Source organism: Sphingomonas sanguinis NBRC 13937 (genome assembly GCF_001591005.1).
GTDB lineage: Bacteria > Pseudomonadota > Alphaproteobacteria > Sphingomonadales > Sphingomonadaceae > Sphingomonas > Sphingomonas sanguinis.
This window is the reverse complement of the sequence record NZ_BCTY01000038.1, coordinates 1-26797: the sequence shown is the minus strand read 5'-3', so window position 1 is coordinate 26797 and position 26797 is coordinate 1. Positions and strand designations below refer to the sequence as shown.

The window sequence follows — 26797 nt, the reverse complement described above, 5'->3', positions numbered from 1 at the left end:
CCTTTTTCGGATCGTGACGTTTGATTGTTCGGTAGAGTCGGGATTTAGCAATAAAAGTCTTTGGCTCCGCCCTGTGAAGAGTTTTTCTGTCGTTTACATAGCGACACAAAAGCTCTTCATGGTTCCTGACCGGGAGGAGCATGATGACCGAAAGCGAACAGCTGCTCGACGCCTTCGATGCGCGAGCCGAACGCCGTAATCACCGGCGTGACTTCTTCAAAACGGCCTTTGGTGCGGCGGCGGCGGGTGTCACCGCCTTCAGCCTGACCAGCAAGGCCGGGGCGCAGTCCACGATCACCGACACCGACATCCTGAATTTCGCGCTCAACCTCGAATATCTCGAAGCGCAATTCTATGCCTATGCGGCCAATGGCACGGGTCTTCCCGCCAACCAGTTGACCGGCACCGGCACGCAAGGCGCGGTGACCGGCGGACAGCAGGCTGCCTTCGGTGACGACAAGATCGTTCAGGCCTATGCGCGCGAGATCGCGGCGGACGAAGCGGCCCATGTCGCCTTCCTGCGCACCGCGCTCGGCAGTGCGGCGGTGGCACAGCCCGCGATCAACATCTCGGGCGATGCCAATGGTCCGTTCACGGCGGCGGCGCTGGCGGCGGGTGTCATCACCAGCGGCACCTTCAACCCGTATAGCTCGCCCAACGCGTTCCTGCTCGGCGCCTATATCTTCGAGGATGTCGGTGTGACCGCCTATAAGGGTGCCTCACCGCTGATCAGCAGCAAGACCTTCCTCCAGGCGGCCGCCGGCATTCTGGCGGTCGAGGCCTATCACGCCGCGATCGTGCGCACGACGCTGTACGGCCGGGGCTATGATCCGACCAATCCGCAGTCGGGCCTGATCGACGCGGCCGGCAAGATTTCCGCCCTGCGGGACAGCGTGGATGGCTCAACCAAGCTCGACGAGGGAATCGCGCAGACCACGGTGAACGGGCAGCTGGTGTCCAACATCGTGCCGCTCGATACGAGCGGCATCGCCTTCAGCCGGACGCCGGGCCAGGTGCTCAACATCGTCTATCTGAACAAGGCGGCGGCCACGCTGGGCGGGTTCTTCCCGAACGGCGTCAACGGCACTCTGCGCGCCAGCACCGCCAACTAATTCCCTTTTTCCTCCTCTGGAGAGGATTTTTTCATCATGAGCGAAGAACGCTTCATTCTCGATGTGATCGAAGAGGCTTCGGCCAAGCGCCGGACCGAACGGCGCCGTTTCATGCGCATGGCCGCCGGGGCGGGCGCCGTGGGCGGCCTGGCGATGCTGGGGGCCTGCGGGGACGATGGCGACAACGTCATCGTCGTGCCGACACCGACGCCCAGCGCCAGCGCGACCGGATCGGTCACCGATGCCGATGTGCTGAACTTCGCGCTCCAGCTCGAATATCTGGAAGCGCAATTCTACAGCTATGCCGCGTTCGGCACGGGCCTGTCCTCGTCGCTGCTCGGCGGCACGGGCACGCAAGGGTCGGTCGCGATCAATACCAGTGCCTCGGGTGGCGCCGGGCAGCCGCGCCAGGTCCAGTTCCAGGACCCGATCGTCGCGCAATATGCGCGGGAGATCGCCTATGACGAGATCGCGCACGTCACCTTCCTGCGCAACGCGCTGGGCAGCGCGGCGGTCGCACAGCCTTCGATCAACCTGTCGGGCGATGCCAATGGCGCCTTCACGGCGGCGGCACGAGCGGCCAAGGTGGTCGGCGACAGCGCGACCTTCGATCCCTATGCGTCGGACGAAGCCTTCCTGCTCGGCGCATTCCTGTTCGAGGATGTCGGCGTCACCGCCTATATGGGCGGCGTCTCCCTGCTGACCAACAAGACCTTTATCGAGGCGGCTGCGGGCATCCACGCGGCCGAGGCCTATCATGCCGGTCTGGTCCGCACGACGCTGTACCGCAAGGGCGTGAGTACCACGACGCCCATCTCGAACCCGTTGCCGCTCACCAGCTCGTCGCAAATCCCCAGCGGGGCGTTGATCGCCGCCGCAGGGGCAATCTCGGACGCGCGCGACAGCCTGGACGGATCGACCGATCTCGATCAGGGCATCGTCGCGACCGTGAACGGGACGCAGGTGGCGAATATCGTTCCCGCCGACTCCAACGCCATCGCCTTTGTCCGCACCCCCGGCCAGGTGCTGAACGTCGTGTATCTCAACAAGGCGGCGGTGACCGGCGGCGGCTTCTTCCCCAGCGGCCTGAACGGCAACGTCCGCACCAGCGCCGCCAGCGGATAACCCTCTCCCTCCCAAGGGTCCTTGCCCCGGATCGGTCGCTAGTCCCCTGGCCGATCCGGGGCTTTTTTATGCACGAAGCGCCGGAGCGGGAGCGATCCGTGGGGAAAGCCCTTCTTATCCGCCGAAAAACCGCTTATGGATGGTCCATCCCCGGGGGAGCGCTGGCCTGCGCTTGAGAGGGGGGCAAGAGCCCCTGACCCGCTGAACCTGATCCGGCTGACACCGGCGTAGGGAGGGAGCGGCCCCATCTCTCATGGTCCGTTTCCTCCGCATGGAGTGGACGACTATGGCAGATATCCCCGCAAAGGCCGAGATCGGCGTGACGACCGGCCCCATTCGTGGCTCGAAGAAGATTCACGTCGGCCCGCTGAACGTCGCGATGCGCGAAATCCATCTCGATCCGTCCTCGGGCGAGCCGCCCTTGCGCGTGTACGATACGTCGGGCGCGTACACCGACCCGAATGCGCGGATCGATATCATGGCGGGCCTGCCGCAGATTCGCCGCAACTGGATCGAGGCGCGGGGCGATGTCGAGGCCTATGACGGCCGCGAAATCCGGCCCGAGGATAACGGCCAGCTCGGCCCCGACCGGTCGGGCGGCGTGCCGCAATTCCCGCGCACCGGGCTAAACCGTCCGCTGCGCGCCAAGCCCGGCATGAATGTCAGCCAGATGCACTATGCGCGGCGCGGCATCATCACGCCCGAGATGGAATATGTCGCGACCCGCGAGAATCTGGGCCGCGAGATGCTGAAGGACTATGTCCGCGACGGCGAGAGCTTCGGCGCGAGCATCCCCGATTACGTCACGCCCGAATTTGTCCGCGACGAAGTGGCGCGCGGCCGGGCGATCATCCCCAACAACATCAACCATCCCGAATCCGAGCCGATGGCGATCGGCCGCAACTTCCTGGTCAAGATCAACGCCAATATCGGCAATTCGGCGGTCGCCTCCAACGTCGCTTCCGAAGTCGACAAGCTGGTCTGGTCGATCCGCTGGGGCGCGGACACGGTCATGGACCTGTCGACGGGCCGCAACATCCACGACACGCGCGAGTGGATCATCCGCAACTCGCCGGTGCCGATCGGCACGGTGCCGATCTACCAGGCGCTGGAAAAGGTCGGCGGCATCGCCGAGGAACTGACCTGGGAAATCTTCCGCGACACGCTGATCGAACAGGCCGAGCAGGGCGTCGACTATTTCACCATCCATGCGGGCGTGCGCCTGCCGTACATCCCGCTGACCGCCAAGCGCGTGACCGGCATCGTGTCGCGCGGCGGCTCGATCATGGCAAAGTGGTGCCTGGCGCATCACAAGGAGTCGTTCCTCTACGAACGCTTCGACGAGATCACCGAGATCATGAAGACCTATGACATCGCCTATTCGCTGGGCGACGGCCTGCGCCCCGGTGCGATCGCCGACGCCAATGACGAGGCGCAGTTCGCCGAGCTCTATACGCTGGGCGAACTGACCAAGCGCGCCTGGGCGCAGGACGTGCAGGTCATGATCGAGGGCCCCGGCCATGTGCCGATGCACAAGATCAAGCAGAATATGGACAAGCAGCTGGAGGCGTGCGGCGAGGCGCCCTTCTACACGCTCGGGCCGCTAACGACCGACATCGCGCCGGGGTACGACCATATCACCAGCGGCATCGGCGCGGCGATGATCGGTTGGTACGGCACGGCGATGCTCTGCTACGTCACGCCCAAGGAGCATCTGGGCCTGCCCGACCGCGACGACGTGAAGGTCGGCGTGGTGACCTACAAGCTCGCCGCCCACGCCGCCGATCTCGCCAAGGGCCACCCCGCCGCCAAGATGCGCGACGACGCGCTGAGCCGCGCCCGCTTCGAGTTCCGCTGGCGCGACCAGTTCAACCTGTCGCTCGACCCCGACACGGCGGAATCCTACCACGACCAGACCCTCCCGGCCGAGGGCGCCAAGACCGCGCATTTCTGTTCGATGTGCGGCCCGAAATTCTGCTCGATGAAGATCACGCAGGAGGTCCGGGAATTCGCGGCCAAGCAGAACGCGCCGGTGGAGACATTCGTCGCAGCCGAGGACGCCGAGGCGGGGATGCAGCAAATGAGCGAGAAATTCCGCGAGAAGGGCGGGGAGGTTTACCTTCCGGCGGAGTGACGTTGGATTGCTTGCAAAGCCGAGCAAAATCGCATAGTCTGGAACAAAGCGGGGGTGCGATGCGCTCCCGCTGTGACTCGTGGGATGGAGGGTGTTAAGCCATGCCGGCCTTAATGCAAAACCGTCCAAATTATCGCAGAGCTGAGCAAGAAGCGCAGCGTATTTTGGACGATATGGCGGTTTCCGCCCCGCCAATAAATCCTATACAAGTAGCGGAGCGTCTTGGTGTTGATGTCGTATTTGCGACATTTTCCGGGAAAAGCCGAGGAATATCGGGCTTCTTCGATTGCGAAGAAAACGCTATTTTTGTAAATGAAGAAGAGTTTCCCCTAAGGCAAACTTTTACGGTGGCGCATGAACTCGGTCATAGCGTGCTTCACGGTGAATGGGCGAGATCTTCTGACTATAAGGTGCTTTGGAGGGATCCAACAAAGCAGGATCAAGATTTTCGAGAAAAGGAGGCTAATGCATTTGCTGCTAGCCTCTTAATGCCGCGGGCACTTATGGATCAATACTGGGACAGGTTGAGCTTGGCTCAACTTTCTCGACTTTTCGCGGTTTCGGTTCCTGCAATGAAAAACAGGATTTCTTTCCTGTATGGCATCTGATCGCGACGAAGCCAAGAGTCATATCATTCGGCGTGATGCAAGAGATGCCGAATTAGATACGACTCTTGGCGCAGCGAATCAGTACCAATTAGAAATTACTCGTGAGCAAAATCGTCATGAAGAAGCCAAGCGCGACAAAGAGCTTGGCGTCTTTGGTAAGCTGCTAGGTGGAGAGAAAACTGCTCCCGTTGTAGTTGCAATGATAGTCGTATTAATCGGGTTTTTTGTGGCGATTGGATCGTTGATCGTTGCCATTTGCCAACCCGAGAACGCAGAATTTTGGTCAAAGCAAGCTGAGCGGGGATTTGGGGTAGGCTCGGCTGCTCTGGCATATATTTTTGGTAAAGGTTCAAACTAAAGGTTATGTGCTGTTGATGTGTGTGTAAAATCACCGCTTCCGCACGAACTCCGCCCTCAGCACCAACCCCTTGATCCCGTCGAACTTGCAGTCGATCTCCTGCGCGTCGCCGGTCAGGCGGATCGACTTGATGAGGGTGCCGCGCTTCAGCGTCTGGCCTGCGCCCTTGACGGTCAGGTCCTTGATGAGCGTCACCTGGTCCCCGTCGCTCAGGACGTTGCCGACCGAGTCGCGCACCACGACCGCGTCATCGTCCTGCGACGTACCGCCCTTGGCGGCGGCGTCGGCGGCGCTGATCCATTCGCCGGTTGCTTCGTCATAGACATAGTCGTCGTCAGCCATCGCCGGTGTCCTTATTCTATCGGTGGGATGGCGGGCGCTATGCGCGCTCGCGATAAATGATGCCAGTGCGATTACAGATCAGGAAAGCGGCGGCAGGGTCCAGTCGATGGGCTCGCGGCCATGCTCGACCAGAAAGGCGTTGGCCTTGGAAAAGGGCTTCGACCCGAAGAAACCGCCCCGGGCCGACAAAGGTGAGGGATGGACGGAGGTCAGGACGCAGTGCCGCCCTGCGCCCATCTCGCGGACGAAGCCTGCCTTTTTCTGGGCATAGGCGCCCCACAGGATGAAGACGACCGGCTCGGGCTTGGCGGCGACGGCGCGGATCACGGCGTCGGTGAACCGCTCCCACCCGCGCCCCTGGTGCGAGGCGGCCTGGCCCATGCGCACGGTCAGCACCGAGTTGAGCAAGAGCACCCCCTGCCGCGCCCAATGGTCGAGCAGGCCGTGCCCGGGCGGCGCGATGCCCAGATCGGTCGCCATCTCCTTATAGATATTGACCAGGCTGGGCGGCGGGCGGACGCCGGGCTGGACCGAGAAAGCCAGGCCATGTGCCTGCCCCTCGCCATGATAGGGGTCCTGCCCCAGGATCACGACCCGCACCTGATCGAGCGGCGTTAGGTTGAGCGCGCGAAACCATTCGGACGGGCGCGGAAAGACACGCTGGCCGCTCTGGCGCTCCTCGGCCAGGAAGGTCTTGAGCGCCTGCATATAGGGCTCGTCGAACTCGGATCGCAGGGGTCCGAGCCAGCTTTGGTGCAAGCGGATATCCGTCATGCCGATTGTCTTGCCGATGGTCGGGATGGCGCGCAACCGGCGGCGACGATATTCGTTATGCAGCCGATACGGTTGCCATGTCGGCGACCGTCCCTTGGAGGAACTGGTTCCATGCAGCGTTCCACGATCGCCCTGGCTCTCATCGCCGCCGCCTTGCCGCTGGCGGCGTGCGGCTCCTCGAGCGAACCCGCCGCCAACAATACGGCCGCCGCCGCAACCACCAACGGCACCGAGATGAGCGCGGATGCGCTGGGTGCCAAGGTGCGCGCGCTGCCCGAGGGCCAGCGGCGTGGCGTGTTGTTCCGGGCGATCCGCGATGCGGGCCCGTCCGGCGCGAGCTGCCAGTCGATCACCGCGATGCAGGAAGCCGCCCCGACCAACGGCAACCCGACCTGGAACGCCGTGTGCGACGACACGACCCAGTGGAGCATCGTGCTGACCGCCGATCAGTCGGCCAGCGTCACCGGTCCGGGCCCGATCACGATCAAGAAGTAAGCGGGTTTGCGCACTCGACCGTCATGGGCGCTGTCGCACCAGACGGTCGAGCGTCGCCTCGTCCTCCTGTCCGCCAAAGAAGCGGTCGAGCCCGGCGCGGAACGGCGTCGGGTCGTCGGCGACGGCGGCGAACAGGGTGAGCGAGGAGCGCAGCTTCATCGCATCCACCGCGCCGAATATCGCCTCGACCGATCCCGGCGCGGCGATGGCGGCGGCCACCGCCTCGTGCAGCCGGGGGCCGAGCAGCGGATGGGCGAGATAGGCCCGCGCTTCCCCGGCATCCCGGATCGCGTAGAACTGCGCGGTCGGGCTGCGGCCCAGCCCGGCGATCTGCGGAAAGACGAACCACATCCAATGGCTTTCCTTCCGCCCCCGCCGCAGTTCGCCGATCGCGGCGGCATGGCTGTGGCTTTGCGCCTCGACAAAGCGGTTGAGCGCGGCATCATGGGCGGGGGGATGCGTCATGTCGCGGGCAACCGGCCATGACATCGATGCGTTCCGTACCAGAAGAGATTCCTCAGGAGAGAGACATGCGCCGTTTCGCCTTCCTTGCCCCCTTGGCCTTCCTCGCGCTGGCGGCGTGCGGCGGCAAGGACGGGGATACCGACTCGGATGTCGCGCCCGGCAACTTCACCCCGCCCGGCACGGCCAAGCCGACGCCGGTGCCTGGTGTGGCGCAGGTCAATCCGCTGACCGCCTATATCGGCCATTATCCGAGCGATGCGGTCGATGGCGTGACCTTTTTCGACCGGACCGAGGTGGCCAGCGCGCTGCACGACGCGGTGGGGGATCAGAAGCTGGTCCAGCGCGTCATGTCGCGCGGCGCGGTGACGGTGCCGATCTTCCGCCGGGGCGAAAACGGCCTGGCCGCACATGGCTGCACCCCGCATGACTGTGCGGACAATAACTGGACGGTCGAATATGACCTGAAATCGGCCAAGGCGCGGGTCTGCTATCACGACCGCGAGACGATGGGCGACCGCAGCCAATGGTATATGGGCGGCGCGCCGGTGACCCAGCCGGGGGAATGTCCGCAAGAGGGGTGATCCTCCCCGCGCATGGCGAGCAGGCGCCAGCGGCTCGCAACCAAGCACGCCCCTCCCGCAGGCGGGAGGGGATGGGGGAGGGTAGGCCTCAGGCGATGGTCTCTGTGAGACGCCTTGCCCTCCCCCGACCCCTCCCGCTTGCGGGAGGGGAGAGGAAGGGGCGGCGGCTGACCCCTATGCAGGCGGTCATTTGAAGGGAGGATCGCCGCCAGACACGCCTCTGGAAAATCCTCCCCAGCTTATCCTCAGAAGGTGTACGCCAGTCCCAGCGCGCTGAGCCACTGGCTGCGCGAACCGACCTGCGACACGATCGGGCTGTCGCCGAAATCATTGACCATCCGGCCATAGGTCAGGCCGCCGACGACCTTCCATCCCTTCAGCAGGTTGCCGGTGATCGAATAGGTGGCCAGACCGCCGACCGACCAGTCCTTCCACCCCGCGCGGGCGTTATAGACGGGCAGGCCGCTCGCCGCGCTCTGGTCCGGCGTGATCGAGAAGTAGCGGCGGGCATAGCCGCGCCCGGCGCGCTCGGCGGTGGCGAACAGGCCGACCGCCGCCTTGGTCGACAGCGGGGTGAAATAGTTGACCGATGGCTGCCAGATGCCGCTGTCATGTACGCCGGTCACGTCATGGCGATAGCTGACCGAGACGGACAGCCGGTCATAGGGGCTGGTGACCACGCCGATCTTGCCGATCCCGACATAACCACCCAGCTCGACCGCTGCGCCGATCTTGCCCAGCGCGGCGACCTGCTTGTTGTCGATGCCCGAGGTGGTCGTGCGGTCAAGGTTGACCACGCCGATCGGTCCCGCCTGGATATCCCAGTCGCGATTGGCCTTGTCGCCGATCAGATCGACCGAGATGCGGTTGCCGATATAGGTGATGGTATGCCCGTCGATATAGGCGAGCGCGGCGGGCGCGGGGGAGAAGGAATAGTCCTTCGACCCCTCATAATCCGGCAGATAGGCCGCACCCAGCCCGACGGTGATCGTGTTCTTGCCCAGCTGCCCGGCCATTTCGGCGGCGGCGGGGTTGCTGGCGGCCGTGCTGTCCTGCGCAAAGGCAGGGACGGACAGGGACAGCGCGCCCATGGCAATCAGCGGGGCGGAAACGCGCGAAAATGGGCGCAAGACGGAAAACTCCCTGAATCGGTTATCCGAAATGCAACGCGACTGTAACGATTTCGCTCCGGCGAATTGTGTCAGAAGATGTACCGCATCTTGATCTGTTGTGTTTCGGCAACAGAATCGAGCGTGAAACGCGCGGCGGCGAAACGCGGCGGGCCGAAGTGGATTGCCGGATTGCGCGAAAAGCCGAAACCCTCGCGCGGGATGCCTGCCAGCGTATCGAGCTTGGCGTTGCTGTTCTCGTCATGGATGACGGCGGCGGCGTAATTGCCGCGCGGCAGCCCGTCGAGATGGATGCCGCGCTGTCCGGCGGGGACCGAACGGGTCAGCGCGCGGGCGTCGTCGACACAGGCGGGAAAATTGTCCGGGTCGGAGGTCAGGCAGAGGCGGATCAGTCCCTTGGTCGACCGCAGCTGGTCAATCCCGATGTCCAGACGGCTGACCGGCGCGGCGCTGATCAGCGGCAGGGCGGCCAGCAGCAGAAGCACGGCGCGCGGCCTGCGCATGGGCCCGGTCGAAGTCGCCGAGGCCGCGGTCGGTGCCGCAGAGGCGATCCCAGAAACGGAAATAGAGTCCATAGTTGCACCCATATTGCTCATGATGCCGTTGGTGATGACTGGCCGTGATGAGCCACCCCCCCAGGTGCCCCCGCCACATGAAACGGGGAAAGATTTCCCAGCCCATATGGTTGGTGACGCCCATAACGGTCATGATCGTCAGGACCAAGCCGAGCGCGCCGATATGGATCGGAATCAGGAAGACAAGTAGCGGAATTACCACAGCGCCGGTCACCGCCTCGATCGGGTGGAACGCCATGGCGGCCCAGGCAGTCGGCGGGCGGCTGGCATGATGGACGGCATGGGCGGCCTTGAACACCGCCGGACGGTGCATCCAGCGATGTGTCCAATAGAACCAGGTGTCGTGCGCGATCAGATAGAGCAGCACCGAGACCGGCCAGTACCAGAGCGGATAGCTATGGATATCGGCATAGATCCGCGTCCAGCCGCGATTCTGCCAGCCCCAGGCGACGATCCCCGCCGGCACGCCATAAATGGCGGCGGAGGCCAGGCTCCACCAGATTTCGCGCCGAATCTGCGGATCGAGCCCGGCATAGAGGTTCGGATGCCGCGCCTTGGTCGCCAGCGCGAATGCCCCCGAGGCGAGCAGATAGCGGACACCGACGATCAGCGTCATGGCGATGGCGGACAGGATCAAGGCAAGCGTCACGAGCGCCTTGTACCCCATCGGGGGCGGGGCTTGAACCGCGAACGTCTGGTCTCGGGCCTTTTGTTCGCGCGGAGGCGCGGAGGCGCAGAGAGGTTCCGGCGGGCGTCAGCGTTCGGGGTTCATTGACGCCTGCCGATGCCGCACCGTCGAGGAGAGAGGGCCTTTCGGCCGGGGGCTTCCATCCGTGCCTCCCCCGCGACCCCCACCTCCGATAGGCAGAATGAAGCAGAGGGTTTTCTATTCCTCCCCTGCAAGGGGAGGGGGTGTTCGAGCTTTGGTCTGCCCCCGGCAGACCAAGATTGTGCCGGGGGCACAATCTCGCTCGAACACGAAGCTGGTGGAGGGGTGTCGCCCTATCGAGATCGGGACACCCCTCCGTCAGGGCTTCGCCCTGCCACCTCCCCTTGCAGGGGAGGAATAAACTGAGGGTGTCTAGCCTCGGTGGAAAATTTGGATCGTCCGGTCGTGATATACCCCTTGGACCGGCGCCCCATAGCCCAGTTTTTTCGCCAGCCGGATCGAGGCGGTGTTGGCCGGATCGATGATGCAGCAGGTCCGCGTCAGGCCACGTCCATCGGCCCAGCCGAGAACCGCGCGCATCGCCTCGCCCGCATAGCCCTTGCCCTGCGCTGCTGGGATGAGCGTCCATCCCGTCTCCGGCACCGTCAGTTCCGGCACGATCGCACGCCACGATTCCAGAAGGCCCATATCGCCCAGCACCTGCCCCGTCGCCCGGTCGCACACCACCCAGGCACCATAGCCGAACACGGTCCAGCATCCGACTGACCGCAACAGTCGAATCCAGACATCTTCACGGGCGCGGGGCTTGCCGCCGATCATGGCGTAGACGCCGGGATCGGCCCACATCGCCGCCAGTGCGTCGAGATCGTCGGGATGATGGCCGCGCAAGGTCAGCCTCTCAGTCGTCAGGGTCGGGGGGCTCATGGCCCGCAGCTTAGTCCGCCTCGCGGATCACCGCCAGAAACGCCTCGCCATAGGCGTCCAGCTTGCGCGCACCGATGCCCGACAGCAACGACAGCGCCGCCCGACTGGTCGGCCGCTGCGCCGCCATGTCGCGCAGCACCGAGTCGTGGAAGATGACGTAAGGCGGCACCCCCGCCTCCTGCGCCAGCTCGCGGCGCTTGGCGCGCAGCGCCTCGAACAAGGGATTGTCCGCCGGATTGGCGGCGACGGGCGCGGCGCGGCGGCCCTTCTTCTCGCGCTTGGGCGGCATGACCAGCGACAGCCGCGCCTCACCCTTGATGAGCGCGCGCGCGGCGGGCCCGAACTCCAGCCCGCCATGGTGATTGGTGCGCAGCGCATCGCGCAGCAGCAGCGCCCGGTGGACGGGCTTCAGCAGCGCCACCTCATCCCCTGCGACAATGTTCCAGACCGACAAAGCCTCATGCCCGTTCATCAGGCTGCGCTCGCTCGACTGGCCGGTCAGCACCTGCTCGATATAGCCTGCGCCGAACATCTGGCCGGTGCGGAACACCGCCGAGAGGAATTTCTGCGCTACGGTCGTCGCATCGACGGCATCAGGCGACCCGAGGCAATTGTCGCAATTACCGCAGTCCTCGACCAGGTCCTCGCCGAAGTGGCGCAGCAGGATGCGCCTGCGGCACCCGCCCGTCTCGACCAGCGCGCCCAGCGCCGACAGGCGCGCGCGTTCGCCCGGCTGGCGTTCGGGCTCGACCTCCGCGATGCGCTGGCGTGCGCGGGCGAAGTCGTCGGCGCCCCAGAAGAGATGCGCGACCGAGGGATCGCCGTCGCGGCCAGCGCGCCCGGTTTCCTGATAATAGGCCTCGATCGATTTTGGCAGTCCGGCATGGGCGACGAAGCGGACGTCCGGCTTGTCGATTCCCATACCGAAGGCGACGGTGGCGCAGATCACCATGTCTTCGGAGGCCACGAAATCGGCCTGGTTCTTCGCGCGCACGGCGGGGTCCAGCCCGGCATGATAGGCGCGCACCGGGCGGCCGGTGCGGGCGAGGGCCTCGGCCAGCTTCTCGGTCGCGGCGCGGGTCTGGGCATAGACGATGCCGGGGCCGGGCGTGTCGGCGACGACCCGCGCGATCTGCAGGTTCACATTCGCCTTGGGGCTGATCGCATAGCGGATATTGGGCCGGTCGAAGCCCGACACGATCATCCCCTCGGTGGGGATGCCGAGCTGCTTGGCGATGTCGGCGCGGGTATGCGCGTCGGCCGTCGCGGTCAGCGCGAGCCGGGGCACCTCCGGAAAGGCGTCCATCAGCGGCTCTAGCAGCCGGTAGTCAGGGCGGAAGTCGTGGCCCCATTCGCTGACGCAGTGCGCTTCGTCGATCGCGAACAGGCTGAGCGGGGCGGAGCCGAGCAGCTCGCGGAAATGTCCCGACGAGGCGCGTTCGGGCGCGACATAGAGCAGGTCGAGCTGGCCGTCGCGGAATCGCGCCATCGTCTCGGCCCGGTTCTGGTCGACGCTGGTCAGTGTGGCGGCGCGGATGCCCACCGCCTCAGCCGCGCGCAACTGGTCATGCATCAGCGCGATCAGCGGACTGACCACGACGCAGCAGCCGTCCATCATCACCGCGGGCAACTGATAGCAGAGCGACTTGCCTGCACCCGTCGGCATCACCGCCAGGGTGCGTTGCCGGTTCAGCACACGGTCGACCACCTGTTCCTGCACGCCGCGGAACTGGTTGTACCCGAAAACTTCGTGGAGCTTGGCAAGGGGGTCGGCGACCATCGCCGTGCATGTAGCGATGCCATGGGGGCGGGGGAAGGGTGGTGGGCCCCCTCCGGCGCGTCGTCGCACGGACTGAGGCCGGATTTCCTTATCGCGATCGTGCAAAGATACCAGGAAACTTCCGTGCGCCCTGGGGTTTTGACCCTCCATCATCCCAAAGCCAAAGAGGAGATGTTCCATGAACACCGACACGATGAATGGTGCGGCCACCGACTTCGGCGGCAAGGTCAAGCAGGGCATGGGCGCCATGCTGGGCGACAAGTCGATGGAAGCCGAGGGCAAGGGCGAACAGCTGAGCGGCAAGACGCAAAAGGCGTTCGGCGATGCCAAGACCAGCGTCGACCAGACGGTCCGCCCGCTGCTCGACCAAGCGCGCCAGTTCGTGAAAGATCGCCCCTTCGCCTCGGCGGCCCTAGGCGGTGTCGTGGGCCTCGCGCTGCTGAACACGCTGCGCGGCAGGTAAGTCCGGCTCATCATGCAAAGGGGCGGTGCGGTTTAGTCCGCGCCGCCCTTTTCGTTCGGCGTATGCCGCGTACGCGGGCAAGCCGCATCCTGCCTGGGTCTTTTTCCGGCAGCGCTTTTCATGCCTCGGCGTTTATGAAGCTTCGAGACGTCCGAAGGAGGATTGGGGATGGCCAGCGACAAAGTCATCCGGATCGGCAGAGAATCCTATCGCCTTGTCGCAACGGTCGACGAGGGACAGACGCTGTACCTTCAGGCAGGGCGCACCATCGCGGTCGAGAAATTCGATATGCGGATCGGTAAGAGCGAGTTCGACTTTCAAGTCAATTCGCGTCCAGTACGCGGCGGACGGCCCGACTCCATTGCTGCGCGTCGTGACAGTCTGGACCGTGAGTTCATGGAAAGCCGCGTCAAATCCAACATCATGGGTCTGCCGATCAGCCTAGGAAACATAGCGGCCATGGGTCAGGATAAGCGAATTGCGCTGAGCTACGGCGAGTTGCGACCGCAGATATTTCGCAGCTCGGTTACTACCGCAACCGTCGCCTGGCGAATATGGTTTCGTCGAACATGGTATTCCGGCCAGGCAAGTGGGCGGGGAATGCGAGGTAGCGTCGGGCCAACAGCTGGCGGCAAGGCGCAGGCGTCGGCAATGGGCAGCGCCCAGATTGCGGCGGCCTCGGGTCATCCGAAGCAAGGCCGCAACTCGGCGATAAGACCGCTAACCAATGATGCCGGAATATTGCGAGTCTATGTGCTGGCGCAGGACGCCAGCAAGATCGTCGCGCCGTTCGACCGTCACGATGTGACGTTCCGCGATCCAACTATGTGGGAACGCGCGCGTGCGCTGGTGAGGGGTGCAAGCCGGTGAAATCGGTCTGGATCATAGCGGTGTTCGCCGTCCTCAGCGCCTGTGGCGAAGCACGAAGCCCGGCGCCGGATAGTGGCGAACATGGCTATCTAGTTTTCAACCCGCCGACGCAGGAGAAAGGCTGGGCCTTGGTCGACGAATTGACGGCACGGGCGCCCGCTCGCGATCGCATCCGCACCTCCGGTCTGGTGCGGGAGGATGGCAAGACCATGTTCGTCGACTTTTCCGGCAATTGCAAAGCCCAGACGGCGCTCGTCGACGAAGCGCGGCAAATCGCAGATCGTCTGGGTGTCGTTGGAATGCGTTGTCTCGCAGCCCCACCGGCAGGATGACGATAGGGCGGTGGATCGGGCGGATGACCGACCTGTATGAGCGTGCGCCGGTCCGACAGATGCTGGACATCGATCCGATCGGCGCACTCGACTGGATCGTCGTGGTGGTGGCACGCCGACTGGTGCGGCTTCTTCAGGGAGCCCATGCCACCCCCTCTCTCGAAGGGGCTGAGTCATCGTCGGGCTGCCGGGGTAATATCGTGTTCGTGATCGTCTGGACGGTGATGGTCGGGGGTGTCGTCCTCACCCTGTTTTGACCTCGGTTGAACCGGTGCCAATATGGGCGGATCGCAACGCGCTTGCCCCATTCGGCCCCATCGCCTAGCGCTTTTCCTATGAAGCGATTGGCCATTTACTGCGGGTCGGCGACCCCCTCCGACCCCCAATATATCGAAACCGCGCGCGAAGTCGGGCGCGGGCTGGCGGAGCGGGGCATCGGCGTCGTCTATGGCGGCGGGCGGCTGGGCCTGATGGGGGCGGTGGCGGATGCGGCGCTGGCAGCCGGGGGCGAGGTGATCGGTATCATCCCGCAGGCGCTGGTCGATGCCGAGGTCGCGCATCGCGGCCTGACCGAACTCCATGTCGTGCCGGGCATGCATGAGCGCAAAAAGGCGTTCACCGATCTGTCGGACGGCTTCGTCACTATCGCGGGCGGCACCGGCACCATGGACGAGCTGTGGGAGGCGTTGAGCTGGGCGCAGCTCGGCTATCATGCCGATCCGGTCGGGTTGCTCAACACGGGCGGCTATTACGACCATCTCGTCGCCTTCTGGGAGACAATGGGCGAGGTCGGCTTCCTGCGGCCGCAGCACCGCGACCTGCTGATCGTCGACACCACGCTCGACGGCCTTCTCACGCGGATGGGGGCGCATGTGCCGACCCAGCCGATCGTGCGGATGAACGCGGGCGATCTGTGAGCGACACCGCCGCCCCGACCGAGCGCGAGGCACTGGTCGCGGCGGCACGGGCTTCGATCGCCAAGGGCTCGAAGAGCTTCGCGGCGGCGAGCCTGCTGTTCGACCCCGAAACACGCGAGCGGGCCTGGCTGCTCTATGCCTGGTGCCGCCGCTGCGACGATATCGCCGATGGCCAGGATCATGGCCATGGCATGACCCGCGTGGCTGATGCGCCCGCACGGCTGGCCGAGCTGACCGCAAAGACCGAAGCGGCGCTGGCGGGGCAGGTGGTCGGCGACCCGGCCTTCGACGCGCTGCGGGTCGTGGTGGCGGAGACGGGGATGCCGCATCGCTGGCCCCGCGACCTGATCGCGGGTTTTGCGCTCGATGCCCAAGACTGGCGGCCCGAAACCGAGGAGGATCTCTATCGCTATTGCTATCATGTCGCGGGTGTCGTTGGCTGCATGATGGCGGTGACGATGGGTGTCGCGCCCGACGACGACGCGACGCTCGACCGAGCATGTGATCTGGGCATGGCGTTCCAGCTGGCGAATATCGCCCGCGACATCGCCGAGGATGCCGAGGCGGGGCGGCATTACCTGCCCCGAGCATGGCTCGATTATAAGAGCATCGCGCCCGACGCGATCATGGCACCGTCGCATCGACCGGGCCTGAGCGCGTTGGCGCGGCGGCTGACCGACCGGGCGGCGGCGTTCGAGGCCAGTGCGCGGATGGGGACGCCAGCCTTGTCCTATCGCTCGGCCTGGGCGGTGCTGTCGGCGGCGGCCATCTACGGCGCGATCGGGCGCAAGGTTGCCCAGCGCGGGCGGCGGGCCTGGGACAGCCGGGTAGGGACCAGCAAGCTGGAGAAGCTGGGCTTCATGACGCGCGCCAGTCTCCAAGCGGCGCGGCGGGAAAAGATGAAAATCGAGCCGCGCGATCCGGCCCTGTGGACCCGGCCCCGCTGAACGAAGCGAGCGTTATCCGCGCGTCGGTTTGCGCTCTGCCTTCGCCATCTGCGCGCCCATGCGGCGGCAGTCGGCGCCAATGACCGGATAAGGCACGTCCGTGTTGGAGGCGATGCGGTTGGGCAGGTCGGCGCGACACTGCGCCATGGTGGCGTAACGCGCGGGGACCATCCGGGCCTCGGTGCAATCCACGCTGCCGTCGCCGCAGCCCAGGATCGCCATCACATAGAAAATCGGTTCCATCTAACCGCCTCCAGTTGCTGGTAAAACACCAAGGTGCGGTGAGTGGTTCCCGGTGTCGGACAAGAGGGCGACGACAAACCGCACAGGCTCATGCCGATCCCGCCATTGAACTCCGGCACGGATCGTCCGACATGGAGGCGACATGCCTCCCATCGATCCCACCGCCGGTACGTCCGACCGGCCGCTGCTGCCGACGCTCCGGCGTTTCCTGCCCTATCTCTGGCCCGCCGGGGAGCCGATGCTCCGCCTACGGATCGTCGGGGCGATGGCGCTGGTCATCCTGTCCAAGCTCGTCCAGGTGCTGGGCGCGGCCTATACGTTCAAATATGCTGTCGACCGGATGGCGGGGGGAGACCGGAGCGCGGTGACGCTCGTGATCCTGCTGGTCGTCGGCTATGCGGGCGCGCGGTTCGCGACGACGCTGTTCGACAATCTGCGCAACGCGGTGTTCGAGATGGTCGGGCAGGATGCGACGCGGCGGCTGTCGGCCGATGTGTTCCGCCATCTTCATCGCCTGTCGCTGCGCTTCCATCTGGAGCGGCGGACCGGCGCGGTCACCAAGGTGGTCGAGCGGGGGACCAAGAGCATCGACACGATGCTGTATTTCCTCCTCTTCAACATCGCGCCGACGGTGCTGGAGCTGGGGCTGGTGCTCGCCATTTTCGGGCGCAGCTTCGGACCCGTCTTGGTCGTCACCACGATGGCGATGGTGGTCCTGTACATCGTCTTTACCCGCAAGGTGACCGACTGGCGCAACGCGCTGCGCACCCAGATGAACCATCTCGACACCGGCGCGGTGGCGCATGCTGTCGACTCGCTCTTGAATTTCGAGACGGTCAAATATTTCAACGCCGAGGAGCGCGAGGCGCGGCGGTACGAGAATGGCGTCGCCGCCTATGCGCGCGCCGCCACCAAGTCGGAAAACTCGCTGGCGTGGCTGAATGTCGGGCAGGCGGCGATTACCAGCCTGATGCTGGGTTTCGCCATGGCCTGGGTCGTGCGCGAATGGAGCCGCGGGGCGGCGTCGGCGGGTGACGTGGTGCTGGTGTCGACCCTGTTGTCGCAGCTGTTCCGGCCGCTCGACTTGCTCGGCATGGTCTATCGCACCATCCGTCAGGGGGTGATCGACATGGGGGCGATGTTCGACCTGATCGACACCCCCGCCGAGGTGGTCGACGCGCCCGGCGCCCCGCCGCTGCGCGTGACGGGCGGGCATGTCCGGTTCGACCATGTCGTCTTCGGCTATGACCCGGAGCGGACGATCCTGAAGGGACTGAGCCTCGACATTCCGGCGGGCACGACCTGCGCGGTGGTGGGCCCGTCGGGGGCGGGCAAGTCGACGCTCGCGCGCCTGCTCTACCGCTTCTACGAGGCGAAGGAGGGCGCGATCACCATCGATGGCCAAGCGATCGACGCCGTGACGCAGGACTCTCTACGCGCGGCGATCGGCATCGTGCCGCAGGACACGGTGCTGTTCAACGAGACGATCGGCTACAACATCGCCTATGGCCGCGAGGGGGCCGACCAGGCCGAGGTCGAGCGCGCGGCCAAGGGGGCGGCGATCGCCGACTTCATCGAGCGCCAGCCCCAGGGCTATGCGACCCGCGTCGGCGAGCGCGGGCTGAAGCTGTCGGGTGGCGAGAAGCAGCGGGTGGCCATCGCGCGCACGCTGCTGAAGAACCCGCCGATCCTGATTCTGGACGAAGCGACCAGCGCCCTCGACAGCCGGACCGAGGCGGACATCCTGGCGACGCTGCAGGCGATCGAGCGCGGGCGCACCACGCTGGTCATCGCGCACCGGCTGTCGACGATCGTCCATGCCGACCAGATCGTGGTGCTCGATGGCGGCCAGGTGGCGGAACGCGGCACCCATGGCGAGCTGCTGGCGAAGGGCGGGCTGTACGCGGAAATGTGGGCGCGCCAGGCCGCCGAGGTCGAAGAGGCGGACGAGGACGCGGTGCTGGCCTGATCCTCCCCGGTAAGGGAAGGGGGACCATCCGAAGGATGGTGGAGGGGGATTACCTCATGGGGCGTCCTTTGCGGCACGCCCCCTTCGTCAGCGCTTGCGCGCTGCCACCTCCCCGTGCCGGGGAGGATGTTACAGACAGCTCAGCCGCACCTGCTTGGCGGGCTTGTCGAACACGATAGAGGAACAACGGCCAAGCTGGTCGGCGCCGATCGACAACCAGTCCTTTTTCGGGTCGTGCTTGCCCTTGCCGGTCACCACGACCTCGTCCGGGTCGCCGGGGGCGTCGGCATCGGCGATCGTCGCGGTGCTGCCGGCATCGGCGGTCCGCACGCTCAACTGCGTCATGGCGAACGGGCCGATCGCGACCGGCGTCTGCAAGGCCAGCGTGCGCAGCGGCCGCTCGACGCCGAAGGCCACTTCCCCCAGCGTCGTCGCGCCGGTCAGCTGCCCCTGATAGGCGCGCGCCAGCCGCACCGCGCCGCCCGCATTGGTGCTGCTATAGGCCTTGCGCGGGTTGAAGATGACCCGCATCGGCTCCCCTTCGATCGGGATCACGACATAGCGCGAGCCCCAGTCGCCGAACATGCCGCCGCCGCCGGCCATCGGCAGGCTGGTCACCCGCTCCCCTGCTTGCGGATCGCGCAGGCGAAAGCGGACGACCGGATCGGGCAGGCTGGCCGGACCGAACACGCCGTCGAAGCCGTTCGCAAAGGGGCGCTCGGCAAAGGCGATCCGCCGCTTATAGGCCGCGCCCGTGCCCGCCTGGATCTCGGCGACGGCGGTCTTCCCCTCCAGTTTCACCGGGCCGACGGTGAAGCTCACCTCGATCATGCCGGGTTTCATGCCCGCCGCCTGAGCATAGTCCTTGGTGATGATCGGAATCCCCAGCGCGGCGGGGTCGATCAGCACGGTTCGTGCGATGCCGTTGACCGACAGCGTCGCCTTGCCATCAGGGGCGATCACCCGCTCGGACGGCGGCGGCGTGGCGGCCGTCAGGGCGGCCAGCAAGAGGCAGGCGAAAGCACGGCGCATCATGATCTCCCGGTGTCGTGACGACCGGGGGACAATCCCCACCAATCATGTCCGATTCGTGGCCGATCCGGGCTTTTATCGCGCCGGATGGCGGGTGATGAAATCGGCCACTGCCGTCACCACGCCGGGCGCGATGGGCAGATTGGGATCGGCATAGGTTGCGATGTTCGCGCCGCGGCTGTCACCCTCCACCGTTTTCAGGACGTGATTGACGCCGGGCAGCAGGACCAGCGTCGCCTTGGGCTGTCCTGCCTTCAGCTTTTGCGCATCCTCGACCGTGACCTGCAGGTCGGCTTCGCCCTGCACGATCAGCAGCGGTTTGGCTGTCGCCGCCGCGAGCTTGGCGGGGTCCTTGGCGAAGGCGTTGATCAGGAAGGGCTGGACCGCATCGGGAAAGATCATCGTCAAGGGCGGGGCCAGCGTCGCGGCGGGGATGGTGCGGCCTGCCTCCAGCGCGTCGATGGCGCGGTCGACATCGGCCAGGATCGACGCATTGGCGGGGTTGGCGTGGAACTGCGCCTTCATCACCGCGCCCAGTGGACGGCCCGGCGTGGAGACGGCGATGACGCCGCACAGCCCCTCTGCCTGCGCGGCGGCGGCAGTCAACGCGACCACGCCGCCCTCGCTATGCCCCAGCACCCAGACGCAGGGCGCGCCGGTCCGGCTGCGGATCGCGGTGATCCAGGCGCGGGTGTCGGCGGCATAATCGTCGAGCGTCACCTGGTTGGCGTCGGGGACCGCTCCGGCGCTGGCGAACATGCCGCGCTTGTCGATGCGCACGCTGGCGATGCCCTTGTCCGCCAGCCCTTCGGCCAGCAGGCGCAGCGAGGCGGCCTTGAGGCCCCTCGGACTGTTGCCGTCGCGGTCGGTCGGGCCCGATCCGGGTATCATCAGGACCACCGGCACCTTGGCGCCTTCGGGGCCTGCCCAACTGCCTTTCAGCGCCCCCTGCGGTCCGGGGGCGGAAATGTCGCGGTCGGCCATCGGTGTGGCGGCGGCAAGCAGGGTGGCGAAGAATGCGGTGAACGACATGGAAATCCCCCTCAGGACCGGACATCAGCGCGGGCGCGTCACCCGCCAGCGGAAATAGGAGAACAGGACCGGCGTCAGCGCGGCGGATAGAAGCGCGGTCGTGACGATCCCGGCGCGATCCTCGGCGTCGATCGGCAGCAGCGCGACGATCACGATCGCCAGTCCCGTGCCCGCGAACAGCCAGCCGCCGAACCGATGGGTCGCGATCCAGTTGTCGGTGTCCATGATCGCCCAAGGCGTGCGGATGCCGACGAAGAAGCCCGGCCGCGACTTGGGGAGCGTGTTGCCGATCGCGATCAGGAACAGCCCCAAACCGACCAGCATCAGGCTGTCCGGCGGCGTCCAGCCAAGGGCCGGGCCGGCGACCATCGCCTCCACCGCGACGAACAGCGCCAGACATCCGGCCCAGACGGTACGGAGCAGCGCGGCGCTGCCCTCCAGATTCCGTTGCAGCGGCTCGATCCGGGGCAGGGCCGCCATGATCGCCGAGACGCCGATGGTCAGGACGACCGGCAGGAACAGCGCATAACCCGCCTCGGCGAGGCGGTCCGCCTGTCCGGCGGCGTTCCAGTGGGTCGGCAGCATCGTGCCCGGTGGCAGTCGCGACAGCGCCACGGCGGAGACCAGCGCCATGCCGCCCGCCACCACGGCGGATGCGACGATCAACGGGCGGAACGACATGCCGAATCCTCCTGATTGTCCTCGCCGACGCCCAGCCGGGTCATGAAGCCCATGACCACCTGTTCGAGCACCGACAGGTTGAGCGTGTAGGTGATGGTCGTGCCCTGCTGCTCGGCCTGGATCAGCCCCGCGGCCTTCAGCTTGGCGAAATGCGCGGACATGGTGGGGCGCGACACGTCGAATGCGTCGGCTATGACGCCCGCCGACAGGCCGCCGCCCCGCAGCATCTCCAGGATGCGGCGGCGGGTGGGATGGGCAAGAGCCTCGAACACCGGGTCCATGACCGGTGTTTAGCATGAGCGCTAATTAGAGGAAAGGCTAAATAAATCCTCCCCGGCACGGGAGGTGGCAGCGCGAAGCGCTGACGGAGGGGGCTTCTCCGAGGGACAACCCATTCGGCCGTCCCCCCTCCACCATGCTTCGCATGGTCCCCCTCCCCGTGCCGGGGAGGATAGAGTTACTGCCGCTCCAGCATCAGCGCGGCGGTCGCCTTGGCGCTGCCGACCACGCCCGGAATGCCCGCGCCCGGATGCGTGCCCGCGCCGACGAAATAGAGGTTCGGGATCGAATCGTCGCGGTTGTGGACACGGAAATAGGCGCTCTGGGTCAGGATCGGCTCCAGCGAGAAGGCCGAGCCCATATGCGCGTTCAGGTCGGTCGCGAAATCAGCGGGGGCATAATGGAACTTGGTCACGATCCGCTCGTGGATATCCGGGATCAGGCGGCGGCCGACCTCGTCCAGGATACGCTTTTCCAGGATCGGCCCGACCTCGTCCCAGTTCATCGGGAACTTGCCCATGTGCGGCACCGGGGCCAGCGCATAGAAGGTCGAATGACCCTCGGGCGCGAGGCTCGGGTCGGTGACCGTCGGGTGGTGGAGGTAGAGCGAGAAATCCTCCGACAGCACGCCGGTGTCGTAGATGTCGGTCAGCAGCCCCTTATAGCGCGGGCCGAACAGGATCATGTGGTGCGGGATACCCGGCCACGCGCCCTTGATGCCGAAATGGACGACGAACAGCGACGGCGAGTAGCGCTTGCGCTCCAGCCGGTTGACCGTCCGCCGCGCCGAGCGATTGTCGGACAGCAGGTCGCGGTAGCTGTGCATGATATCGGCATTGGTAGCGACCGCATCGGCCGGGATGGTCAGGCCGCTCTTGGTCACCACGCCGGTCGCGCGGTCGCCCAGCGTCTCGATCCGCGTTACCGGATCGCCCAGGCGAATGACGCCGCCGATCCGCTCGAACTGCGCGACCATGCCCGCGACCAGCCGGTTGGTGCCGCCGCGCGCGAACCAGACGCCGCCGTCGCGCTCCAGCTTGTGGATCAGCGCATAGATGGCGCTCGTCGTCATCGGATTGCCGCCGACGAGGAGGGTGTGGAAGGATAGCGCCTCGCGCAGCTTCTCCGACTTCACGAACTTCGACACCATGGCATAGACCGAATTCCACGCCTGGTACTTCGCCAGCGCGGGCGCGGCCTTGATCATCGAGGCGAAGTCGAGAAACGCGACATGGCCGAGCTTCTCATAGCCTTCGTGATAGACGCCCGCCGCATAGTCCAGGAACTTGCCATAGCCCGCGATATCGTCGGGGTTCAGCTTGGCGATTTCCGAGCGCAGCTGGGTGTCGTCGTTGCTGTAATCGAAATTGGTGCCGTCGACCCAGTTGAGCCGGTAGAAGGGGCTGACGGGATCGAGCGTCACATCCTCGGACATCGAGCGGCCGGTCAGCGCCCAGAGTTCCTCCAGGCACGCCGGATCGGTGATGACGGTGGGACCGGCGTCGAAGGTGAAGCCGTCGCGCTCCCAATAATAGGCGCGCCCGCCCGGCTTGTCGCGGGCCTCGACGATGGTCGTCTGCACGCCCGCCGATTGCAGGCGGATGGCCAGCGCCAGCCCGCCGAAACCCGATCCGATGACGACCGCGCTCTTCATGCCCGGCTCCCCGACTGGCTTCGCAGCGCGGCGATGGCGCGCAGGATCGGCACCGGCGGCCGTCCGGTCAGAACTCGTGCCTTGTCGGCCATGGTCGATTGCCCCGCATAAAATCGCCCGATCAGGTCGGGCGGAAGTCGATAGAAACGCTCCAGAACGCGGTATCGCTCATCCGGCTCCGCGGCCTTGAACAACATCGTGTCGAGCATACGGTAAAAGCCGCGCGCGTCCCAGGCGGCCCGCGCCATGCGATAGGTCGCATCGTGCAGATCGGCCCCTGCAAAATCGGTCCGCTCGGCCAGCATTGCGGCCATGCGGATCGCATCGGGCAGCGAATAGCCCGTGGTCGGGTGGAACAGTCCGGCGCGCATCCCGGCCTTGGGCGTCTTGGCCCCGCCGCTCCGCCAGTAACCGTCGAAATCGCCGCCCATCGCGACCGGGAGCACGCCCGCCTCCTCGCGCACCACCTCGGCCCCCACCCAGTCGCGGCTGTCGGCATAGCGCTCGATCCTCTGGACGATGGCGCGGCGGTTCAACTCGGCCGAGGTCGAGTAATAGGTGTCCTCGACGAAGATCCGGTCCTCGGCAAAGGGCAGGGTGTAGACGAAGCGATAGCCGTCCAACTGCTTGACGGTGGCGTCCATCACCACCGGTCGCTCGACCCCGTGCGGGCGCGTGAGCTTCAACTCCTGCCCGACGAATTTCTGCCAGCCGCAGGACAGCGAGGACAGGTCGCCTGCGCCGCGTGCGTCGATCACGCCCGTCGCCTCCACCCGGTCGCCATCGGCGAAGACGGCGGCAGTGGCGGATACCGCCAACACCTTGCGGCCCAGGATCAACGCTTCCGGGGGAAGGGCGCGGCGGACCTGGGTGTCGAGGCGATGACTCTCGATCGAGTAATAGGTCTGGTTCAGCGTGCGGGAATGGGCGGGAAAGGCGACGTCATAGCCGCGCCAGGCATGGGCGACGAGCCGCTCGACGATCCAGCGGTCACGCTTGGCGACGTCGCTGCCGAAAAAAGACCAGAGGTGGTTGCCGCCGATCGTCTCGCCCGCATCGACCAGTCGCACGTCGAGCGAGGGGTGGCGGGCCTTCAGGGCCAGCGCGATCAGGCCGCCGGCCAGCCCGGCGCCAATGATCGCGACATCACAGGAGATTTTGGCAGCCATCCGCTCACCGCTACCGGAAAGCGTGGCCAAGGCAAAGGGCCACGACCATCACAGCAGGACGGCGGTGTCGGGAGACTCGCCGGTCGCGAAGCCGCCGGTGATTTTCCACGCCGCCAGATCGATGATGGCGATGCGGTTATTCTCCAACGCGGCATAGAGGATCGCACCCCCGGCGGGCAGGTTCAACCCCGGCGCGGCGGCGGGCAGGGGCAGGCGTGCTTCTTCCGCCAGCGTCGCGGGCGAGTGGCGGGTCAGGCTCTTGTCGGCGGTGTTGGCAATGATCAGCCGTCCGTCGCCTTGCACCACGACCCGCACCGCCTCGCCGCGCAAGCTCTTGCGGGCGCGGGGCCGCAACGTGCCTGCGTCGAGCGCGTGGAGGATGCCCGCCGGACGATCGATGACATAGAGGGTGCGCTCGTCAGGGCTCAGCGCCAATCCCTCGGGCGCGGTGCCGATATGCTGTTTGACCGGCGCGAAGCTGGCATCGTCGGGGTCGACCATGATGACCAGGCCGCTCATGGTGTCGGCGATGTAAGCGCGCGAGCCATCCGCCTTTACCACGAAATAGTGACTGCGCGCGCCGCCGACCGGGATCATCCGGTCGGGGCTGTCGGCGGTGGTGGGAGCGTCGAAACGAGCGAGCAGGCTGTCGCTTTCGGACAGCGCATAGAGGCGGCCCTTCGCATCCATCCGCATCCCGTGCCAGCGGCGATGCGGCGCCAGGTCGATGGTGCGGGCGAGCTTGCGGTCGGCCAGATCGATCGCCCAGAGCTGGTGCCCGCCCTGGCCGCCGAATTGCCAGCCCTTCACGCCGTAACCACCGATATAGGCAAAGCGTCCCGCCGGATCGGCAACCATCTCATGGGGTTGGGTCCCCAGCGGCACATGGCCCAGCGGACGCCCCTCGGGCAGGCTGTAGAAGGCGACTCGCCCCGCACCCTTTTCCACGACCGCGAGCGTGCGCTCCGGAACCGCCGCCTGGGCGCGCCGCCACGCCAGCGGCAGGAGGGAGGCGAGGCCGAGGGCGGCGACGCCCCACAGGCCCTGACGGCGATCGATCATGGGCATGGGGAGACTCCTGGATGGCGCTGTGCTCATCGGGTCAGACGAGGGGCGGGCGGGGATGTTCCGCCGCCCGGGAGCCAAGGCCCGGCTGATGCGTCTTTTATGGCGCGGAAGGCGTGCCGCCAGTTGCGGTGAAACGGTCCATTGAATAGGTGAGCTGCATGATCCGTCCACTCAACGAAAGCGTCGCCGTCGCCCCCCAGATCCGGCCGGAGGATGTCGCCGCGATCAAGGCCGCAGGCTACACCGCCATCGTCAACAACCGGCCCGATGACGAGGAGCCGGGCCAGCCCCAGGGCGATGCGATTCGCGCCGCCGCTGAGGATCACGGGCTGGCCTATACCGCCATCCCGGTGACGCCGGGCGGGTTCAGCCACGAGATGGTCGACCAGATGACCCAGGCGCTGGTCGAGGCCAAGGGGCCGGTGCTCGCCTATTGCCGGTCGGGCACGCGCAGCTGCAATCTGTGGGCGCTGGCGGCGGCGAAGGCCGGGCGCAATCCGACGCTGATCGTCATGCAGGCGGAAAGCGCCGGATATGATCTGTCCGGTCTGCGCCCGACGCTGGACGCATTGGCGGACGCCGCCGGATGAGCCTGCCCATCACCGGCGCACTGGCGGGCTGGGCGCTGGCCGGGCTGGGTGTCGGAACGGTCCTGGGCGGGGTCGGCATCGGCTGGCTGGTCCGCCATCGCCGCGACCGCCGCGTCGGCTCGCCCGAAGAGGTCGCGGCGGCGGCTGAGGCCGCGCTGGCGGGCTTTGCCGTCGCGGGCGCGGTGGTCGGTGCCGATGGGCAGGGCGCGCTGGCCGTGGCGCAGGACGGGCGCGTCGCGGCGATCAAGTTGCAGGGGCGGCGCATCGCGGTGCGCGAAATTCCCTGGGCGCGGGTCCGCTCGACCGCCGAGGGGATCGTGGCCGAGGTCGATGGCCGGTTCGGGTCGGTGATGCTCGCCGGAGTCGACGTGCTGGATATCCGCCGGCTTCGCGCCTGATCCTCCCCGGAACGGGGAGGGGGACCAGCGAAGCTGGTGGAGGGGGATCGCCGCCAGGGATGTCCTGTGGGGGAGCCCCC

32 protein-coding genes and 1 riboswitch are annotated in these 26797 nt (G+C 66.1%); of the genes, 16 read left to right on the top strand and 16 right to left on the bottom strand.

Translation table 11 applies throughout. The features are described from left to right. The first annotated feature begins 143 nt into the window (after positions 1-143). From SSA01S_RS14035 to SSA01S_RS19585, 5 genes are all read left to right on the top strand, one after another. Positions 144-1112 carry a ferritin-like domain-containing protein gene (locus SSA01S_RS14035; RefSeq protein ID WP_061780860.1) on the top strand — a complete coding sequence of 323 codons (969 nt, stop codon included), beginning with the start codon at positions 144-146 and terminating at the stop codon, positions 1110-1112. A 36-nt stretch (positions 1113-1148) separates the two neighbouring features. Next, complete coding sequence (locus SSA01S_RS14030) at positions 1149-2237, top strand: ferritin-like domain-containing protein (protein WP_061780848.1); 1089 nt, start codon at positions 1149-1151, stop codon at positions 2235-2237. A 141-nt stretch (positions 2238-2378) separates the two neighbouring features. Beyond that, positions 2379-2488: riboswitch (TPP riboswitch) on the top strand. A 35-nt stretch (positions 2489-2523) separates the two neighbouring features. Continuing rightward, the gene (gene thiC / locus SSA01S_RS14025; protein ID WP_061780847.1) at positions 2524-4371 is read left to right on the top strand and encodes a phosphomethylpyrimidine synthase ThiC; all 1848 of its coding nucleotides are present in this window, start codon (positions 2524-2526) and stop codon (positions 4369-4371) included. 101 nt (positions 4372-4472) lie between these two features. Continuing rightward, positions 4473-4979 carry an ImmA/IrrE family metallo-endopeptidase gene (locus tag SSA01S_RS19200; protein WP_082795100.1) on the top strand — a complete coding sequence of 169 codons (507 nt, stop codon included), beginning with the start codon at positions 4473-4475 and terminating at the stop codon, positions 4977-4979. Continuing rightward, positions 4969-5337, top strand: a complete 369-nt coding sequence (locus SSA01S_RS19585; RefSeq protein ID WP_156477816.1) for a hypothetical protein — start codon at positions 4969-4971, stop codon at positions 5335-5337. The genes SSA01S_RS19200 and SSA01S_RS19585 overlap by 11 nt, the downstream gene beginning before the upstream one ends. Positions 5338-5367: 30 nt before the next feature. On the opposite strand, the gene SSA01S_RS14020 is transcribed toward SSA01S_RS19585, so the two are convergent. Together SSA01S_RS14020 and ung are read right to left on the bottom strand one after the other, a co-directional pair. Further along, a complete protein-coding gene (locus SSA01S_RS14020) occupies positions 5368-5679 on the bottom strand; it encodes an alkylphosphonate utilization protein (RefSeq protein WP_061780846.1) in 312 nt (103 codons plus the stop codon). A gap of 78 nt (positions 5680-5757) precedes the next feature. Next, positions 5758-6453: a uracil-DNA glycosylase gene (ung, locus tag SSA01S_RS14015; RefSeq protein WP_061780859.1), complete on the bottom strand. Its 696-nt coding sequence runs from the start codon at positions 6451-6453 to the stop codon at positions 5758-5760. Positions 6454-6564: 111 nt separating this feature from the next. On the opposite strand from ung, the gene SSA01S_RS14010 reads away from it, so the two are divergent. Next, positions 6565-6948 (top strand): hypothetical protein, encoded by a 384-nt coding sequence (locus SSA01S_RS14010; RefSeq protein WP_061780845.1) that lies wholly within the window; start codon positions 6565-6567, stop codon positions 6946-6948. A 21-nt stretch (positions 6949-6969) separates the two neighbouring features. Here SSA01S_RS14010 and SSA01S_RS14005 read toward each other — a convergent pair whose 3' ends face one another. Beyond that, positions 6970-7437, bottom strand: a complete 468-nt coding sequence (locus tag SSA01S_RS14005) for a DUF1810 domain-containing protein (RefSeq protein ID WP_240954653.1) — start codon at positions 7435-7437, stop codon at positions 6970-6972. A 41-nt stretch (positions 7438-7478) separates the two neighbouring features. On the opposite strand from SSA01S_RS14005, the gene SSA01S_RS14000 reads away from it, so the two are divergent. Next, positions 7479-7994, top strand: a complete 516-nt coding sequence (locus SSA01S_RS14000; RefSeq protein ID WP_061780843.1) for an Ivy family c-type lysozyme inhibitor — start codon at positions 7479-7481, stop codon at positions 7992-7994. Positions 7995-8239: 245 nt separating this feature from the next. Here SSA01S_RS14000 and SSA01S_RS13995 read toward each other — a convergent pair whose 3' ends face one another. The 5 genes from SSA01S_RS13995 to recQ all read right to left on the bottom strand — a co-directional run bounded on the left by SSA01S_RS13995 (position 8240) and on the right by recQ (position 13073). Then, on the bottom strand, positions 8240-9124 hold the full coding sequence (locus tag SSA01S_RS13995) for a MipA/OmpV family protein (RefSeq protein ID WP_240954652.1): 885 nt from the start codon (positions 9122-9124) through the stop codon (positions 8240-8242). A gap of 71 nt (positions 9125-9195) precedes the next feature. After that, positions 9196-9609, bottom strand: a complete 414-nt coding sequence (locus SSA01S_RS13990; RefSeq protein ID WP_327554274.1) for a DUF2141 domain-containing protein — start codon at positions 9607-9609, stop codon at positions 9196-9198. After that, a complete protein-coding gene (locus SSA01S_RS13985) occupies positions 9539-10366 on the bottom strand; it encodes a sterol desaturase family protein (protein ID WP_061780841.1) in 828 nt (275 codons plus the stop codon). The genes SSA01S_RS13990 and SSA01S_RS13985 overlap by 71 nt, the downstream gene beginning before the upstream one ends. A gap of 414 nt (positions 10367-10780) precedes the next feature. After that, positions 10781-11293, bottom strand: coding sequence for a GNAT family N-acetyltransferase (locus tag SSA01S_RS13980; RefSeq protein ID WP_061780840.1), 513 nt, complete (start codon positions 11291-11293; stop codon positions 10781-10783). Positions 11294-11303: 10 nt separating this feature from the next. Continuing rightward, entirely contained in the window at positions 11304-13073 is a 1770-nt protein-coding gene (recQ, locus tag SSA01S_RS13975; protein WP_061780839.1) for a DNA helicase RecQ, read from the bottom strand. Between the two features lie 178 nt (positions 13074-13251). Here recQ and SSA01S_RS13970 point away from each other — a divergent pair, with 178 nt between their 5' ends. From SSA01S_RS13970 to SSA01S_RS13945, 6 genes are all read left to right on the top strand, one after another. Beyond that, the gene (locus SSA01S_RS13970) at positions 13252-13536 is read left to right on the top strand and encodes a CsbD family protein (RefSeq protein ID WP_061780838.1); all 285 of its coding nucleotides are present in this window, start codon (positions 13252-13254) and stop codon (positions 13534-13536) included. A gap of 168 nt (positions 13537-13704) precedes the next feature. Further along, positions 13705-14406 carry a hypothetical protein gene (locus tag SSA01S_RS13965; protein WP_061780837.1) on the top strand — a complete coding sequence of 234 codons (702 nt, stop codon included), beginning with the start codon at positions 13705-13707 and terminating at the stop codon, positions 14404-14406. Next, positions 14403-14738 carry a hypothetical protein gene (locus SSA01S_RS13960; RefSeq protein WP_156477814.1) on the top strand — a complete coding sequence of 112 codons (336 nt, stop codon included), beginning with the start codon at positions 14403-14405 and terminating at the stop codon, positions 14736-14738. The genes SSA01S_RS13965 and SSA01S_RS13960 overlap by 4 nt, the downstream gene beginning before the upstream one ends. 23 nt (positions 14739-14761) lie before the next feature. After that, the gene (locus tag SSA01S_RS13955; RefSeq protein ID WP_061780835.1) at positions 14762-14995 is read left to right on the top strand and encodes a hypothetical protein; all 234 of its coding nucleotides are present in this window, start codon (positions 14762-14764) and stop codon (positions 14993-14995) included. Between the two features lie 78 nt (positions 14996-15073). Then, the gene (locus SSA01S_RS13950) at positions 15074-15655 is read left to right on the top strand and encodes an LOG family protein (protein ID WP_061780834.1); all 582 of its coding nucleotides are present in this window, start codon (positions 15074-15076) and stop codon (positions 15653-15655) included. After that, positions 15652-16602: a phytoene/squalene synthase family protein gene (locus SSA01S_RS13945; RefSeq protein ID WP_061780833.1), complete on the top strand. Its 951-nt coding sequence runs from the start codon at positions 15652-15654 to the stop codon at positions 16600-16602. The genes SSA01S_RS13950 and SSA01S_RS13945 overlap by 4 nt, the downstream gene beginning before the upstream one ends. Positions 16603-16614: 12 nt before the next feature. Here SSA01S_RS13945 and SSA01S_RS13940 read toward each other — a convergent pair whose 3' ends face one another. Further along, positions 16615-16845 carry a hypothetical protein gene (locus SSA01S_RS13940; protein ID WP_061780832.1) on the bottom strand — a complete coding sequence of 77 codons (231 nt, stop codon included), beginning with the start codon at positions 16843-16845 and terminating at the stop codon, positions 16615-16617. Positions 16846-16987: 142 nt separating this feature from the next. Here SSA01S_RS13940 and SSA01S_RS13935 point away from each other — a divergent pair, with 142 nt between their 5' ends. Further along, positions 16988-18814 (top strand): ABCB family ABC transporter ATP-binding protein/permease, encoded by a 1827-nt coding sequence (locus tag SSA01S_RS13935; RefSeq protein ID WP_061780831.1) that lies wholly within the window; start codon positions 16988-16990, stop codon positions 18812-18814. A 129-nt stretch (positions 18815-18943) separates the two neighbouring features. On the opposite strand, the gene SSA01S_RS13930 is transcribed toward SSA01S_RS13935, so the two are convergent. The 7 genes from SSA01S_RS13930 to SSA01S_RS13900 form a co-directional block, all read right to left on the bottom strand. Beyond that, the gene (locus tag SSA01S_RS13930; RefSeq protein WP_061780830.1) at positions 18944-19849 is read right to left on the bottom strand and encodes a hypothetical protein; all 906 of its coding nucleotides are present in this window, start codon (positions 19847-19849) and stop codon (positions 18944-18946) included. 72 nt (positions 19850-19921) lie between these two features. Further along, positions 19922-20878 carry an alpha/beta hydrolase gene (locus SSA01S_RS13925; RefSeq protein ID WP_061780829.1) on the bottom strand — a complete coding sequence of 319 codons (957 nt, stop codon included), beginning with the start codon at positions 20876-20878 and terminating at the stop codon, positions 19922-19924. Positions 20879-20902: 24 nt separating this feature from the next. Beyond that, the gene (locus SSA01S_RS13920) at positions 20903-21559 is read right to left on the bottom strand and encodes an SdpI family protein (protein ID WP_061780828.1); all 657 of its coding nucleotides are present in this window, start codon (positions 21557-21559) and stop codon (positions 20903-20905) included. Continuing rightward, positions 21541-21840, bottom strand: a complete 300-nt coding sequence (locus SSA01S_RS13915; protein ID WP_058717816.1) for an ArsR/SmtB family transcription factor — start codon at positions 21838-21840, stop codon at positions 21541-21543. Before SSA01S_RS13915 ends, SSA01S_RS13920 begins: the two co-directional genes overlap by 19 nt. Positions 21841-22016: 176 nt before the next feature. Beyond that, the gene (locus SSA01S_RS13910) at positions 22017-23492 is read right to left on the bottom strand and encodes a phytoene desaturase (RefSeq protein ID WP_061780827.1); all 1476 of its coding nucleotides are present in this window, start codon (positions 23490-23492) and stop codon (positions 22017-22019) included. Further along, positions 23489-24661, bottom strand: a complete 1173-nt coding sequence (gene crtY / locus SSA01S_RS13905; RefSeq protein ID WP_061780826.1) for a lycopene beta-cyclase CrtY — start codon at positions 24659-24661, stop codon at positions 23489-23491. The genes SSA01S_RS13910 and crtY overlap by 4 nt, the downstream gene beginning before the upstream one ends. A 48-nt stretch (positions 24662-24709) precedes the next feature. After that, positions 24710-25729 (bottom strand): NHL repeat-containing protein, encoded by a 1020-nt coding sequence (locus SSA01S_RS13900; RefSeq protein ID WP_170171272.1) that lies wholly within the window; start codon positions 25727-25729, stop codon positions 24710-24712. Between the two features lie 158 nt (positions 25730-25887). Here SSA01S_RS13900 and SSA01S_RS13895 point away from each other — a divergent pair, with 158 nt between their 5' ends. Beyond that, the gene (locus SSA01S_RS13895) at positions 25888-26319 is read left to right on the top strand and encodes a protein tyrosine phosphatase family protein (RefSeq protein WP_061780825.1); all 432 of its coding nucleotides are present in this window, start codon (positions 25888-25890) and stop codon (positions 26317-26319) included. Next, entirely contained in the window at positions 26316-26717 is a 402-nt protein-coding gene (locus SSA01S_RS13890) for a hypothetical protein (RefSeq protein ID WP_061780824.1), read from the top strand. Before SSA01S_RS13895 ends, SSA01S_RS13890 begins: the two co-directional genes overlap by 4 nt. Positions 26718-26797 lie beyond the last annotated feature (80 nt).